This is a genomic window from Pseudomonas sp. EA_35y_Pfl2_R111 (genome assembly GCF_963970955.1).
Classification (GTDB): domain Bacteria; phylum Pseudomonadota; class Gammaproteobacteria; order Pseudomonadales; family Pseudomonadaceae; genus Aquipseudomonas.
Genome location: NZ_CAXAOM010000001.1, coordinates 323,604 through 338,239, shown reverse-complemented (window position 1 = coordinate 338,239; position 14,636 = coordinate 323,604). Strand labels below are relative to the sequence as shown.

The 14,636-nt window shown below is 61.0% G+C and carries 15 protein-coding genes and 1 tRNA gene; 10 read left to right on the top strand and 6 right to left on the bottom strand.

The window, feature by feature from the left end; all coding sequences use genetic code 11:
- Positions 1-10: 10 nt before the first annotated feature.
- Positions 11-253: a glutaredoxin family protein gene (locus AACY25_RS01850; RefSeq protein ID WP_339522170.1), complete on the top strand. Its 243-nt coding sequence runs from the start codon at positions 11-13 to the stop codon at positions 251-253.
- 46 nt (positions 254-299) lie between these two features.
- Positions 300-1,184, top strand: a complete 885-nt coding sequence (locus AACY25_RS01845; RefSeq protein WP_339522168.1) for a chemotaxis protein CheV — start codon at positions 300-302, stop codon at positions 1,182-1,184.
- A gap of 53 nt (positions 1,185-1,237) precedes the next feature.
- Here the strand turns inward: AACY25_RS01845 and AACY25_RS01840 are convergent.
- From AACY25_RS01840 to mobA, 3 genes are all read right to left on the bottom strand, one after another.
- Positions 1,238-1,313: transfer RNA gene (locus AACY25_RS01840), tRNA-Pro, on the bottom strand.
- Positions 1,314-1,456: 143 nt separating this feature from the next.
- The gene (locus AACY25_RS01835; RefSeq protein WP_339522167.1) at positions 1,457-1,678 is read right to left on the bottom strand and encodes a YgdI/YgdR family lipoprotein; all 222 of its coding nucleotides are present in this window, start codon (positions 1,676-1,678) and stop codon (positions 1,457-1,459) included.
- Between the two features lie 75 nt (positions 1,679-1,753).
- Positions 1,754-2,335, bottom strand: a complete 582-nt coding sequence (mobA, locus tag AACY25_RS01830; protein WP_339522166.1) for a molybdenum cofactor guanylyltransferase MobA — start codon at positions 2,333-2,335, stop codon at positions 1,754-1,756.
- A gap of 67 nt (positions 2,336-2,402) precedes the next feature.
- Between mobA and moaB the strand changes: the two genes are divergently transcribed.
- Both moaB and AACY25_RS01820 read left to right on the top strand, forming a co-directional pair.
- Complete coding sequence (moaB, locus tag AACY25_RS01825) at positions 2,403-2,942, top strand: molybdenum cofactor biosynthesis protein B (protein WP_339522165.1); 540 nt, start codon at positions 2,403-2,405, stop codon at positions 2,940-2,942.
- On the top strand, positions 2,939-4,153 hold the full coding sequence (locus tag AACY25_RS01820; protein ID WP_339522164.1) for a molybdopterin molybdotransferase MoeA: 1,215 nt from the start codon (positions 2,939-2,941) through the stop codon (positions 4,151-4,153). The genes moaB and AACY25_RS01820 overlap by 4 nt, the downstream gene beginning before the upstream one ends.
- Positions 4,154-4,302: 149 nt before the next feature.
- Here AACY25_RS01820 and gliR read toward each other — a convergent pair whose 3' ends face one another.
- Entirely contained in the window at positions 4,303-5,328 is a 1,026-nt protein-coding gene (gliR, locus tag AACY25_RS01815) for an AraC family transcriptional regulator GliR (RefSeq protein ID WP_339522163.1), read from the bottom strand.
- 120 nt (positions 5,329-5,448) lie between these two features.
- Here gliR and AACY25_RS01810 point away from each other — a divergent pair, with 120 nt between their 5' ends.
- Genes AACY25_RS01810 through AACY25_RS01800 form a run of 3 tightly spaced genes read left to right on the top strand, consistent with a single transcriptional unit; the run spans position 5,449 to position 10,210 of the window.
- Positions 5,449-7,044 (top strand): FAD-binding oxidoreductase, encoded by a 1,596-nt coding sequence (locus AACY25_RS01810; protein WP_339522162.1) that lies wholly within the window; start codon positions 5,449-5,451, stop codon positions 7,042-7,044.
- Between the two features lie 2 nt (positions 7,045-7,046).
- Entirely contained in the window at positions 7,047-8,630 is a 1,584-nt protein-coding gene (locus AACY25_RS01805) for a glycerol-3-phosphate dehydrogenase/oxidase (protein ID WP_339522160.1), read from the top strand.
- 20 nt (positions 8,631-8,650) lie between these two features.
- A complete protein-coding gene (locus tag AACY25_RS01800; protein ID WP_339522158.1) occupies positions 8,651-10,210 on the top strand; it encodes an FGGY-family carbohydrate kinase in 1,560 nt (519 codons plus the stop codon).
- Positions 10,211-10,384: 174 nt separating this feature from the next.
- On the opposite strand, the gene AACY25_RS01795 is transcribed toward AACY25_RS01800, so the two are convergent.
- The gene (locus AACY25_RS01795; RefSeq protein ID WP_339522157.1) at positions 10,385-11,083 is read right to left on the bottom strand and encodes a pirin family protein; all 699 of its coding nucleotides are present in this window, start codon (positions 11,081-11,083) and stop codon (positions 10,385-10,387) included.
- Between the two features lie 207 nt (positions 11,084-11,290).
- Here AACY25_RS01795 and yegS point away from each other — a divergent pair, with 207 nt between their 5' ends.
- Positions 11,291-12,187, top strand: coding sequence for a lipid kinase YegS (gene yegS / locus AACY25_RS01790; RefSeq protein WP_339522155.1), 897 nt, complete (start codon positions 11,291-11,293; stop codon positions 12,185-12,187).
- A gap of 153 nt (positions 12,188-12,340) precedes the next feature.
- Positions 12,341-13,276: a chemotaxis protein CheV gene (locus AACY25_RS01785; RefSeq protein WP_339522153.1), complete on the top strand. Its 936-nt coding sequence runs from the start codon at positions 12,341-12,343 to the stop codon at positions 13,274-13,276.
- Positions 13,277-13,313: 37 nt separating this feature from the next.
- Here the strand turns inward: AACY25_RS01785 and AACY25_RS01780 are convergent, their stop codons facing one another.
- A complete protein-coding gene (locus AACY25_RS01780) occupies positions 13,314-13,793 on the bottom strand; it encodes a DUF1499 domain-containing protein (protein ID WP_339522151.1) in 480 nt (159 codons plus the stop codon).
- On the opposite strand from AACY25_RS01780, the gene AACY25_RS01775 reads away from it, so the two are divergent.
- On the top strand, positions 13,792-14,598 hold the full coding sequence (locus tag AACY25_RS01775; RefSeq protein WP_339522150.1) for an MOSC domain-containing protein: 807 nt from the start codon (positions 13,792-13,794) through the stop codon (positions 14,596-14,598). The two genes, AACY25_RS01780 and AACY25_RS01775, sit on opposite strands and share 2 nt — an antisense overlap.
- Positions 14,599-14,636 lie beyond the last annotated feature (38 nt).

Genomic DNA, 14,636 nt, shown 5'->3' with positions numbered 1-14,636 from the left:
AGGTGAGTAGATGCTCCCGGAATGCCAATTATTCGGTACGCTCGGCTGCCACCTTTGTGAGGTGGCCGAAGCGTTGCTGATGCCTTTTGTCGAGCATGGCCTTTTGGTCGAATTGGTCGATATTGCCGAGCATGAACATTTGGTCGAGGACTATGGTCTGCGCATTCCGGTGCTGCGTCGCAGTGATACCGGGGCCGAGTTGACCTGGCCATTCGAAGCCGAACAAATTGTCGAATTCCTGCGCAGCGCCTGATGCTCAAGGCGCGCGCGGTCAATGATTTAACAAGGGAAGAGAATCAATGAGCATGGTGCTTGGAGACGCCCTGTCGCTGCTGCTGTTTCGTTTGCACAGCGGTCGCTTGCTGGGGATCAACCTGCTCAAGGTTCAGGAGATTATTCCCTGTCCGGCGCTGACCAAGCTACCCAGTCGGCATCCACATGTGCGTGGCGTGGCTACCCTGCGCGGTTCGGCGCTGACGGTGATCGATCTGGCCAAGGCCATCGGCGAGCGGGGCGTATCTGGTAACAATGACGGTTGCCTGATCGTCACCGAACTCAGCCGCTCCCGTCAGGGTTTGCACGTCCAAAGTGTGGAACGCATCGTCCAGTGCTACACCCGCGACGTACGCCCGCCGCCGGCAGGTTCAGGCAGCAAAGCCTTTATTACCGGCGTGACTCAGATCGACGGCAAGATTGTGCAGATTCTCGATATCGAAAAAGTCCTGCATGAGCTCGCCCCGATGATTGTTGAAGAGTTGGACGAGCAAATGCTGTCAGAGCGCGAACGGGCTCTGCTCAAAAGGCGTCGCGTGCTGGTAGTCGATGACTCGCACGTGGCGTTGCACCAGACCATGATTACCTTGCGCAAGCTGGAGCTGGATTGCCAGATGGTACGCAGTGCCGCCGACGCGCTTGAATTGCTGCAGAAGCAATTTGATGCTGGGGAGCCAATCGAGGTGCTGGTATCGGATATCGAAATGCCGGAAATGGATGGCTACGACCTGGTACGCACGCTGCGTAAGAAACCGGATATCGGCCAGATCTACGTGCTGCTGCACACCTCGCTCGACAGCACGATGAACACCGAAAAAGCTAAGGCAGTCGGCGCCAATGACGTGCTGACCAAGTTCTCCACCGTGGACTTAAGCAAGGCTTTGGTGCATGCCTTTGAAAGTCTGCAGTAGCCGTTTTTCACCCATAAAAAAGCCCGCTACCAAGCGGGCTTTTTTATGGGTTCTGGTCGAGAGACAGGATTCGAACCTGCGACCTTCTCGTCCCGAACGAGACGCGCTACCAAGCTGCGCTACACTCCGAATGGGTCGAGATTTTACTGAAAAAGTTTTACCGCACAAGCCGTTAGGTTTTGATTTTTTCTATCAGCCACGCGCTTGGAATGCATGAACTAGCGCCCAGGTGCTGGGTACAGCAAGCACCTTGCAACACCTGGGATATCGACTTACAGCTCTTTGACGGTACGCACTTCATCCTTGTTGACCTTGGCGCGTTTGCCATCGAGTTGTTCGAACTCATAGAAGCCCGACTCCTCATCGAAATCCGGCTCGTCGACAGTCTGGATTTCACGGCCATCGTTGAGGGTGATAACCGTCGGGGACGCGCAACCGGTCAGCGCGATCAGGCCCAAGGTAAGCAGCAATGCTGGAATAATCCGCTGAGTCATGGGTTTCTCCTTGATTGATAGGGGTTTTACCCTGCTTGTGACGAACGTTTGTCGATCAAGTTCCCTTGCCGGCATTTATCCGCGCGTCGCCAGCAAGTCCGGCGTGTTGAGGTTGGCCAGGCGAGGGTCACCAATCGGGCACTCGACTATCACCGGATCAAGGCTGCGCAACCAGCGTTGCGGGCTGCGTTCGCCGGCTTGCCAGGCCTGTTCCAGGTCAGCATGCAGTGCACGGGGAATAACGCTGAACAGCGGTTCGAGAAACCCACCCTGACGGACGACGACTGCGCGTTCCCCGGCCACGCTCAGTAGCGCCTCCAGCAGTGGCCTGTCGAGTTGCGGCGCATCACACGGCAGGATCAGCAGGTTGGCATGACGGGCCGCGCGCGCACCGGCGCGAATGCCTGCCAGCGGGCCTTGGAAGTCAGCTTCGTCATCGCTTACCAGATGGTCCGCAAAGGGCGCATAGCGTTCGGCGTTGCGGTTGCAGGAGATGATTAGATCATCAGTCAGCGGTCGTACCAGCTCATGCAGCCAGGCAATCAGCGGGCGGCCTTGCCAGTCGAGCAGGCCCTTGTCAGCGCCGCCCATACGCTGCCCACGGCCGCCGGAAAGCAGCAGAATAGAACAGCGCGGCAGGGTGGTGAACGCGGGCATGCGCAGTCTCCGAAAGCAGGCCTGTGATATAACGGCGGGCATTATCGCCCATAACTGGAAGCCTGCCATGAACCACAAGGCCGAGGCACATTTCGTGCCCTTGAATATCGCGGTGTTGACCGTCAGTGACACCCGCAGCCTGGAGACTGACACCTCCGGCCAGCTGTTTGTCGACCGCCTGCAGGCCGCCGGCCACCAGCTCGCCGCACGGGTTTTGCTCAAGGACGACCTGTACAAGATTCGCGCCCAGGTCGCCACCTGGATTGCCGAGGACCAGGTGCAGGTAGTACTGATCACTGGCGGCACCGGCTTTACCGGTCGCGATAGCACACCGGAAGCTGTGAGTTGTTTACTGGATAAACAGGTCGATGGTTTTGGTGAGTTGTTCCGACAGATTTCCGTGGCGGATATCGGTACCTCAACCGTGCAGTCCCGCGCTCTGGCTGGGCTCTCCAACGGCACCCTGGTGTGCTGCCTGCCGGGTTCGACCAACGCCTGCCGCACCGCCTGGGATGGCATCCTCGCTGAGCAGCTGGATAACCGTCATCGCCCGTGTAATTTCGTCCCGCACCTCAAGTCGCTGGCCGCCTGCGAGAGCCGTGGATGAGCTGCTGTGACAAGCCTGGGTTGATGCCCGTCGAGGCGGCGCTGGCGCGTTTGCTGGCGCAGGCTGAGGCCAGTGCGATTGTTGAAACCGAGCAGGTCAATCTAGGCGAGGCCGCTGGCCGGGTATTAGCCGAGCCGTTGCTTGCTCCGCTTGATCTGCCGCCTTGGGACAACAGCGCGATGGACGGTTATGCCCTGAGCCTGTCCGATTGGAATGGCAAGCCTCTGGTCGTCAGTCAGCGTGTCCAGGCCGGCAGCGCGCCGCGGCCTTTGCAGCCCGGCACCTGCGCGCGAATTTTTACCGGCGCGCCTCTACCAACCGGCGCCGATACCGTGGAGATGCAGGAAAACGCCGTGCTCGGCGAGGATGGTCGCGTTGCCTTTAGCGAGCCGCTGAAGCTTGGGCAGAACGTGCGCGCCCAGGGGCAGGAAACCCGTATCGGCGATTCCGTATTGCCGGCTGGTACTCGTCTGGGTCCGATCGAACTGGGTTTGGCCGCGTCCCTAGGCTGCGCCGAATTGACCGTGCGCCGGCGGCCACGGGTGGCGGTGTTATCCACCGGTGATGAGCTGGTCGAGCCGGGCCAGCCGCTCGGGCCTGGGCAGATCTACAACAGCAATCGCCGTTTGCTTATCGCCTGGTTACAGCGGCTAGGCTGCGAGGTGGTGGACGGTGGCATTCTGCTCGATGATCTGGAGCTGACCCGCGCGGCGCTGGGTGCGCTGAGCGATGTCGACCTGATCCTCTCCACCGGCGGTGTATCGGTGGGCGAGGCGGATTTCCTGGGTATGGCCCTGCGCGAAGAGGGTGAGCTGGCGCTATGGAAGCTGGCGATCAAACCGGGCAAGCCGCTGACCTGCGGGCAGTTTCGCGGCGTGCCGGTGATCGGTTTGCCGGGCAATCCGGCCTCGACCCTCGTGACCTTCGGCTTGCTCGCACGACCTTATCTGTTGCGTCGTCTGGGCGTGCAGCGGGTCGAGCCGCTGGGCTTTCCGATGCCGGCGGGTTTCACCTGGAGCAAGCCGGGCAATCGCCGCGAATACCTGCGCGCGCGCCTGGAGAATGGCCGGGTGGTGCCTTATCCGAATCAGAGTTCCGGGGTGCTGCGCAGCGCCGCCTGGGCTGAGGGATTTGCTGAAGTCTTGGAAAACACCACGCTGGCCGAGGGCGATAGCCTGAGGTTTATCCCACTGAGCGAAATTCTGGGGTAGGGCTGCGCGGCTTTAGCACCTGGCCTGCTGTGGCTTTGTGGTGGATGAAAAAAGCGTCATCCACCCTACGGTCGAGTCGGCTGCGTTTTCCACGCGGTACACGGCTGGGGGAGTAGGGTGGATGGCGCTTCACCCATCCACCAAGGGTGTCAGCTACTGCGCCGGCTTTCGCGAAACTCTCCCGGAGTTTGCCCGGTCCAGGTCTTGAAGCTGCGGTGGAACGAGCGCGACTCGGTAAAGCCCAGGTAGCTGGCGATATCCTGAATCGCCAGGTCGCTGCGCAGCAGATAATGCTCGGCCAGTTCCTGGCGCAGTTCATCGAGAATCTGCTGGTAGCTGGTGCCGGCCAGCTGCAGATGACGCTGCAGAGTGCGCACCGTCATATTGAATTTCTCCGCCACCCGTTCCTTGCGCGGTAAGCCATCCTTGAGCAGCAGACGTAGGGCGTTCTTCACTCGTTGCGGCAGCGGCTCGTTGTCGTCCAGCCCAGCCATCAGGGTCAGGGCGTGTTCTTCTAAAGTGCGCAGCAGGTTGGCGTCGGCCTGGCGCAGCGGCACCGTGAGGTATTCCAGCGGCACGAGCAGCGCATTGCAGCTTTGCTCGAAGCGGATCGGGCAGCCGAAAATCGCCTGGTACTCGGCAATATCGACGCCCTCAGGCAGGGCGTGCTCGAACCACACCTCCCGCGGCGAACTGTCCGAATCGGAGATCCAGCGCGCATACAGCAACCACGAAGCCAGTACGTTCTCCACCATGTGCCGGCGGATCGGCTCAGCCTGATGGCGACAGGTCCAGATCAGGCGAACGTGGTCTGCACCTGCCTCGACCCGGCTGACACCCATGTCACCCACCAATTTCTCGTAAGGCACGATGCGGCTCATGGCCTCACCTAGGGTGGCGCAGTTCATGGTGATATAGCCCAGCACGCTCCAGGAACCAGGTTGTACAAAACGCGCGCAGTGCAGGCCGAACAGCGGATCACCGGAGACGCGCAGCAAATGCGCGAGCAGGCGCTCATGGGTTTCGCTGGGGATGCGCTTGCTGTTGTCGGCCAGGTCCTCGGCCTTGATACCGGCCGCCGTCAGCGCCTGATCGATATCCAGACCCAGCTGCTCGGCATGGCGCAGGTATTTGAGCAGGGAGGGGACTGAGGTGTAGCCGAGGTTGTCGGTCATCTTCTTATTCTGAATGTCTTGATTGGCGATAGCGCCTGGCCCGATTCGACAGTGACGCTCCTGGGCGGCCCGCTAGTATAGGCAGCCATCGAGGGTGACTGAAATATCCGGGAGACACAGATGCGACGTTGGAACGGCTGGGGTGATGAAGCAACAGTGGTGGAACTGCCGGCCCATGGCGAGGCTTTTCTGGCCGAACTGGTCGGCCCTGGCCAGCTGCTTGCCGATGCTAGCCTGGAGCAGGTGCTGGCCCAGGTGCCGGCTTCGCGTCTGCAGGCCCATCCGCTGATCTGCCTGAATGCCGAAGACCGCGTGCGCCATGCCCGTGGCCAGAGCCTGCCGGACTGGCTGGCGATGCGTTCTGGCGATTTTGGTGTGTTTCCCGACGGCGTGGCTTATCCGGAGAGCGCCGCGCAGATCCGCGATTTGCTGGCCTGGGCCAGCCAGCAAGACCTGATCGTGATTCCCTACGGCGGCGGCACCTCGGTGGCCGGGCATATCAACCCGCAGGCCGGCAGCAAACCGGTGCTGACCCTGTCGCTTGAGCGCATGGGAAAGCTGATCGAGATCGACCACGACAGCCTGATCGCTACCTTCGGCCCCGGCGCCACTGGCCCGCAGGTGGAAAGCCAGTTGCGCGCCCAAGGCTACACCCTCGGTCATTTCCCGCAGTCCTGGGAGCTGTCGACCCTCGGCGGTTGGGTCGCCAGTCGTTCCAGCGGCCAGCAGTCGCTGCGCTACGGGCGTATCGAGCAGCTGTTCGCCGGCGGCAAGGTCGAGACCTTCGCCGGCACCCTAGAGATTCCGACTTTCCCGGCTTCTGCCGCGGGCCCCGATCTGCGTGAAATTCTGATGGGTTCGGAAGGGCGCTTCGGCATCATTTCCGAGGTCAAGGTGCGTATCACTCGCCTGGCCGAGCAGGAAAATTTCTACGCGGTGTTCCTGCCCAATTGGCAGCAGGCGCTGAGCGCCATTCGCAGCCTGGCTCAGGCGCGGGTGCCGCTGTCGATGCTGCGCCTGTCCAACGCCATCGAGACCAAGACCCAACTGGCCCTGGCCGGCCATCCGCAGCAGATTGCCTGGCTGGAGAAATACCTGGCCCTGCGCGGTGCTCGCGATGGCAAGTGCATGCTGACCTTTGGCGTCACCGGCAGCCGCACACAGAACGCCGCCTCGCTGAAACAGGCAAAGAAGCTGCTGAAGAGCTTTGACGGCGTATTTACTGGCACCCTGCTGGGCAAGAAGTGGGCAGAGAACCGCTTCCGTTTCCCTTATCTGCGCCACGGTCTGTGGGACGCCGGTTATGCGGTGGACACCCTGGAAACCGCCACCGATTGGAGCAACGTCGACAGCCTGCTGAACAAGGTCGAGACCAGCCTGCGCAATGGCCTGAGCGAGGAGGGCGAGCAGGTGCATGTGTTTACCCACCTGTCCCATGTCTACAACGAAGGCTCGAGCATCTACACCACCTATGTCTTCCGCCCTGGCAATAGCTATGCCGAGGCCATGGGGCGCTGGCAGAAGCTCAAGCACGCCGCCAGCCTGACCATCGCCGAGAACCGCGGCACCATCAGCCATCAGCACGGCGTTGGCCGCGATCACGCGCCTTACCTGCCGGTGGAGAAGGGCGAGCTGGGTATGGCCACGCTCAAGGCGCTGGCCGGGCATTTCGACCCTGAGCAGCGCCTGGCACCTGGCGTGCTGATTCAGGATTGATGATGAACAACTGGAACGCCGCCTGGCGCGAACAGGCCTTGCCCGAGCTGGCCGCACGCGATTGGGATCTGATCGTGGTCGGCGGCGGCATCAGCGGTGCCGGGATTCTGCGTGAAGCAACGCGGCGTGGCTGGAAATGCCTGTTGCTGGAACAGCGCGACTTCGCCTGGGGCACCTCCAGTCGTTCCTCGAAGATGGTCCACGGTGGGCTGCGCTATATCGCCAAGGGCCAGTTTGCTCTGACCCGGGATTCGGTGCGCGAGCGCCAGCGCCTGTTGCAGGAAGCGCCGGGGCTGGTCGACCCCTTGAGTTTTATCATGGCCCATTACCAGGGCGGCTTTCCTGGTCCCAAGGTGTTCGGCAGCTTGCTGGCGGTGTACGACGCCCTGGCTGGCAAGCGCAACCATCTGTACTACCCACTGCAGCAACTGCGCTATCTGGCTCCGGGCCTGAAGGAAGACGGGCTGCTGGGCGGTACGCGGTTTTTCGATGCGGTGACCGATGATGCGCGGCTGGTGCAGCGCGTGCTGGGTGAGGCCCGTGCCGAGGGCGGCGAAGCGCTAAACGGCATGCGCGTTGCCGAGCTGCGCCGCGAAGGTGGGCAGGTCAGCGGCCTGTTGGCCGAGGATGCCGAAACTGGGAAGTTGTACCGCTTTAACAGCCGCGTGGTGGCCCAGGCTACCGGTGCCTGGGCTGATCAGTTGCGCCGGAAAACCGGTCTGGAGCATATCCGCCCGTTGCGTGGCAGCCATCTGTTGCTGCCTGCCTGGCGCTTGCCGGTGGCCCATGCGTTCAGCTTTATGCACGCGGCTGATAAACGTCCGGTGTTTGTCTTCCCCTGGGAAGGCGCGACGGTAATCGGCACCACCGATCTGGATCACTCGGCGCCCTTGGCGCAGGAAGCCCGAATCAGCCGCGAAGAGGTGGATTACCTGCTGGCTGCCTGCAATCAGCAATTTCCGTCCGCCGGGATTCGCACTGCGGATGCGCTGTCGAGTTGGGCCGGCGTGCGCCCGGTGGTCAGCGACGGCGTTGCGGGGCGCAAGCCCTCTGATGAGAAGCGTGAGCATGCGCTGTGGGTCGAGCCCGGCTGCGTCACCCTGGCTGGCGGTAAGCTGACTACTTTCCGTCTATTGGCGCTGGAAGTGCTACAGGCCTGTGCGCCTTTTGTGGGACGTACTGTGGATGATCAAGGCGCGGCGACCTTTGCACCTGTACCCAGTCAACCGATGCCAACCCTAAGTCCTGCCCAGCAGAAGCGCCTGATCGGCCGTTATGGCCGGGCGCTGCCGCAGCTGCTGGCGCTGCTCGAAGAGCTAGGCGTTGAGCAGGTGGCGGGCACGGACACGCTGTGGGCCGAACTGGCCTGGGCGGCCGAGCAAGAACTGGTGCTGCACCTGGATGATCTGCTGCTACGCCGTACCCGCCTTGGCCTGTTGTTGGCTCAGGGCGCGGCGGCCGAATTTCCGCGTATCCGCGCGTTGTGTCAGGCCCGCCTGGGCTGGAGTGACACGCGCTGGCAGTGGGAAGAACAGGTGTATCTGCAACTCTGGCAGCGCTGTTACAGCCTACCGGCAGAAGATTGATCAATAGGAAGGACGGCGTCTTGAGCGAGAAAAGTTACCTGCTGGCCATCGACAATGGCACCCAAAGCATCCGGGCGCTGTTGTTCGATCTTCAGGGCAATCTGCTCGCCAAGGGCAAGGTGGAGCTTGAGGCCTATTACTCCAAGCAGCCCGGTTGGGCCGAGCAGGACCCCGAGTATTACTGGGCCAGCCTGGGCCAGGCCTGCGCTCAGCTGTGGCAGCAGGTGGATATCGACCGCAGCCTGATCAAGGGCGTGTCGCTGACTACCCAGCGCGGCACCTTGATCAATGTTGACCAGCAAGGTCAGCCCCTGCGCCCGGCCATGCTCTGGCTTGACCAGCGCCAGGCCAAGGTCGAAGGGCGGATCAAGGGGCCCTGGGGTTGGCTGTTCAAGCTGGCGGGTTTGCAGGCCACGGTGGATTACTTCCGCGCTCAGGCCGAGGTCAACTGGATCGCGCAGAACCAGCCGGACATCTGGGCCAATACGCACAAGGTGCTGCTGCTCTCCGGCTTTCTTACTCACCGGCTGTGCGGCAAGTTTGTCGATTCGCTGACCAGCTGTGTGGCCTACCTGCCGTTTGACTACAAGCGTTTGCAGTGGGCCAAGCCCGGGGACTGGAAATGGCAGGCCATGCCGGTGCGCCGCGAGCAGTTGCCGGAGCTGTGCAAGCCCGGTGAGCTACTCGGCCATATCACGGCGACGGCCAGCCGCCATACCGGGATTCCCGAAGGCCTGCCGTTGATTGCCGCCGGCGCCGACAAGGCCTGTGAGGTGCTCGGTGCTGGCGGGGTCGAGGCGAGCACGGCCTGTCTGTCCTATGGCACTACGGCGACCATCAACACCACCCGCAGCCAGTACCTGGAAACCATCCCGCTGATTCCGCCATACCCCTCGGCGATCCCCGATCACTTCAATACTGAGGTGATGATTTATCGCGGCTTCTGGATGGTCAGCTGGTTTAAGCAGGAGTTTGGTCTGCGTGAAATGCAGCGGGCCAAGGAGCTGGGCGTTGAGCCTGAGGCGTTGTTCGATGAGCTGGTCAACAGCGTGCCGGCTGGCTCCATGGGCCTGATGCTGCAACCCTACTGGTCGCCGGGCATCCGCGAACCGGGCCTGGAGGCCAAGGGTTCGATCATCGGTTTTGGCGACGTGCACACCCGCGCGCATATCTACCGGGCGATTCTTGAAGGCTTGGCTTATGCCCTGCGCCAGGGCAAGGAGAAGATCGAGAAGCGTTCGGGCACGCGTATCACCCGCCTGCGTGTTTCCGGTGGCGGCTCGCAAAGCGATGCGGCGATGCAGCTGACCGCTGATATTTTCGGCCTGCCTGCCGAGCGCCCGCACCTCTATGAGACCAGCGGCCTGGGTGCGGCAATCAACTGCGCGGTAGGGCTGGGCCTATATCCGGATTACCCCACGGCGATTGCTGAAATGACGCGAGTGGGTCAGGTATTCATGCCTAATCCAGAAGCGCAGCGCGTGTACCAGCAGCTGTACACGCAGGTTTATCAGCGCATGTATAAACAACTCAAACCGCTGTACCAAACCATTCGTAAAATCACCGGCTATCCGGCATAAAAGGCCCGAGTTTTGTAGGATGGGTTGAGCGTAGCGATACCCATCGGCACATTGATGGGTATCGCCTTCGGCTAACCCTTCCTACGGGCTGTATTCGTAAGATCACCGGGTATCTAGCCTAAAGAGGCATAGCGGCGCATAGGTCCTGTTGCGTCGCTATGCCATGGCTGCAGGTCAGGCCACATCCACCAGAATGATTTCGCTATCTTCGATAGCCGTCACCCGAATCACTTCGACATCGCTAACAGCCACACCATCGCGGGCCTGAGCGCTGACGCCGTTGACCTCAATGCTGCCGCTGGCGGCCACCAGATAAGCTCGGCGCGCCGCACCAATTGGGTATTCGGTGCTTTGCCCAGCTTGCAGGGTGGCGGCGGCCATCCGCGCATTGCTGCGGATCGACAGCGCGTCCTGGTCTTCGGCAAAGCCGCTGGCCAGGGTGACAAAGGCACCGGCGCGCTCGCCTTTAGGGAACGGCTTGGCGCCCCAGGATGGCGGCAGACCTGACTGGTTTGGCTGAATCCAGATTTGAAAGATCTTGGTGGTGCTGTCTTCTAGGTTGTATTCGCTGTGGGCAATCCCGGTGCCGGCGCTCATCACCTGAACATCACCCGCTTCGGTGCGTCCCTGGTTACCCAGGTTGTCCTTGTGGGTGATGGCCCCTTGGCGTACATAGGTGATGATTTCCATGTCGCGGTGTGGGTGGGTAGGAAAGCCCGTATGTGGGGCGATCTCATCATCGTTCCAGACCCGCAGCGGACCCCAGCTCATGCGCTCCGGGTCGTAGTATTCGGCAAAGGAAAAGTGGTGACGGGCATTCAGCCAGCCATGATGGGCACCGCCGAGTTCGGCGAAGGGGCGTACTTCGATCATCTGCGTATCCTCATTAAGAACACCGGCTTTTGGCTGCAGTGTTGGTGGGCGATGGACAGATGATCCAATAAATCAATACGATTAAAAATGCGTAATTATTGAGCTTAATTATCTGTTTTATTGATGTTTTAGCCGGCAGGTTGCAAGCTAATGCAATCTCAAGCCATGTTGCTCAGCCTGATCTAAAGCATGAAAAGGATGCCGGGAATGCAAGAACGTAAAGCGCTGCTGATTCTGCATGGCAAGCAAGCCCTCAATGCCGAGGTGCGTGCTGCGGTGCAGGAACGTCGTGACGAGGGCTGGCAACTGGATGTGCGGGTGACCTGGGAAGCGGGCGATGCGCAGCGTCTGGTCAATGAGGCGCTGCAGGCCGGGTACCCGACCCTGATCGCCGGTGGTGGAGATGGCACCTTACGTGATGTGGCTGAAGCCATGGCCCTGGCGAAGACCACTGCCAGTTTGGCGCTGTTGCCGCTGGGTACGGCCAATGACTTTGCCCACGCGGCGGGAATCGCCCTTGATCCGCAGATTGCTTTAGCGCTGCTGGATACGCCAGCGCAGGCAATTGATCTGGGTGAAGCCGACGGGCAGGTGTTTCTCAATATGGCCACTGGCGGTTTTGGCTCCAATGTCACCGCCAATACGTCGGAAGACCTCAAGCGCGTACTAGGCGTCGCGGCTTACTTTCTGACTGGGCTGACTCGTTTTGCTGAAGTGCAGTCTTCGTTCGGTCGCTTTACCGGTCCGGATTTTCAGTGGGAAGGCGAGTTTCTCGCTCTAGGCATTGGCAATGGTCGTCAGGCGGGCGGTGGACACGTGCTGTGCCCCCAGGCGCGAGTCAATGATGGTCTGCTGGATATCTGTATTGTTCCGGCGGCGGTCGATGTGGTCGGCACCTTAGGCACATTGTTGTCCGGCGGTATTAATGGTTTGCAGAGCGTGGCCCTAAGCGCGCGGCTGCCCTGGCTGGAAGTTGAGGCGCCAGAAGGGCTGGACCTCAATCTGGATGGTGAGCCGATGGAGAGTCGCAAGCTGCGCTTTGCCGCAATGCCGGCTGCCCTGCGGCTGCACCTGCCGGAAGGCTCGCCGTTGCTGCTGGAATAAACGTGGGGCGGACTGTTGTCTGGCTGGCCTACGCGCTGCGCTTGTCGCATGATGGCGCTGCGCCATCTGCCTTCAGATGCGCGGCAGATGGCCGATACATCAGTGCATGGCTATTTGAGCTAGGCTAGATCGATAAGTGAACAGGAGCGCATGATGGCCGGCATTCTCGACTCAGTGAACCAACGCACCCAGCTGGTGGGTGAGAACCGCCTGGAAATTCTCATGTTCCGCCTGGTGGGTCGGCAGTTGTTTGCGATCAACGTATTCAAGGTGCAGGAAGTTCTGCAGATGCCCAAGCTGACCCTGATGCCGCAGCGGCACAGGTTTGTTTGTGGTGTGGTCAACCTGCGTGGGCAGACGTTGCCAGTGATCGATCTGTCCCAGGCCATCGGCATGCGCCCAATCGTGCCGGATGAGCGCAGCACCATCATCGTTACTGAATACAACCGCTCGGTGCAGGCCTTTCTAGTCGGCGGGGTAGAGCGCATTCTCAACCTCAACTGGGAATCCATCCTGCCGCCGCCAGGAGGCGCCGGGCGCCAGCATTACCTGACCGCAATTACCAAGGTCGAAGACCAGATCGTCGAAGTGATCGACGTGGAAAAGGTGCTGGCGGAAATCACTCCGATGAGCACCAAGGTCTCGCCGGAGAAACTCTCAGACCCACTGCTGGAATACGCCAAGGGCCGTGAAGTGCTGCTGGTGGATGACTCCAACGTGGCCATGAGTCAGCTCAAGGGCACCATGGCGCAACTGGATATCCGTTGCCACGCCGCCAGCGATGGTTTGCGCGCGCTGAACCTGCTGAAAAGCTGGGCCGACGACGGGGTCGATGTGCACGAGAAATTGCTGATGGTGATTACCGATGCGGAAATGCCAGAAATGGACGGCTACCGCCTGACCACCGAAATCCGCAATGACTCGCGTCTTAAGGATTTATATGTGGTGCTGCACACCTCGCTGTCCGGCAGCTTCAACGAAGCGATGGTGAAGAAGGTCGGTTGCGACAACTTCCTCTCCAAATTCCAACCGGACAAGCTGGTGGATGTGGTGCACCAGCGTTTGGCGCTGCTACACCCCGAGGAATAAGCCTGCCGCGAGCGTCAGGCGTACATGTGCCATGCGTTTATTCGCTTAGCCGCTGGCGCAGCCGCTCTACGCGTTCGCGGTTGACGTCGAAATCCGAGTGACCCACGCGTGACGCCGAGCGCACATCCACGGCGGCCGCGCCAATCAGAAATTCCACATCGTCGACAAAACGCATCAGCTTGCTGCTGAACTCGGCGCGCAGGTAACCCGGTGCCTCTTCCACTAGATTCACCCGTGGTTCTTCACTGAGCAGTGCCTTGAGGCGTGTCTGGGTTTGCTCGGCGCTGCCTTGCAGCGGTAGCGGTTCAATGGCGTGTCGCGCATCGCTGGCCTGGCTGTTTACGCAGTTCGGTGAATCCGGACAGGCGCTCAGTTGGCCGTCATGGATGCCTAGGTTATCCGGCGCGGTACCGCTGCAAGCGCTTAGCAACACCAGTAGCGGCAAGGCCAAAGCGGGCTTGTAGGTACGTCGGGTTGCTCGTATAAGTGCGTTTTGCCAAACGGAAGCTGGGCTCATGTTGCATCTCTCCGGGTTGTACCGTTATCCATTGAAGTCGGCGTCAGGCGAGGCCTTGCGCGAAACGACGCTGGACGCCTTGGGCGTGCAGGGTGATCGTCGCTGGATGGTAGTCGATGCTGAAACCGGGCGCTTCCTTACGCAACGCTTGCTGGCGCAGATGACCCAGCTGCAGGCACGCTGGATAGGCAGCACGCATCTGCAATTGAGTGCACCGGGTATGGCTGAGCTGCAGGTGGCGGTGCCGGATGAGCATGCGCCGTTGCGTAATGTGATGATCTGGCGCGACAGCTTACACGTGCCGGATGCTGGTGATGTGGCCGCGCAGTGGCTGAGCCAGTTTCTCGGCCGTGCCTGCCGCCTGGTGCAGGTGTCAGAACCGCGTGCGCGGCAGGTCGATACGGCCTATGCCGAAGTGGGCGAAAAGGTGGCGTTTGCCGACGGCTTCCCTTTGCTGCTGATCGGTCAGGCGTCGTTGGATGACCTATCAGCGCGGGTCGGCCGACCGTTGCCGATGCTGCGTTTTCGTCCGAATCTGGTGGTCAGCGGTAGCGAGCCCTATGCCGAAGACAGCTGGAAGCGCATTCGCATTGGTGAGTTGGAGTTTCGTGTGGTCAAGGGCTGCTCACGCTGCATCATGACCACCCTCGACCCGCAGACGGGCGAGCGCAGTGCCGATCGTGAACCGTTGACCACCCTAAAAAACTACCGCGAGCGCGGAGGCGAGGTGTATTTCGGACAGAATCTGATCGCCTGTGGCGAAGGGCAGTTGCGTCTGGATATGCCGGTGCAGGTGCTGGAATAGGCGGAAGTGCACGCCCAACAGCAGCTGTTGAGCGTGCG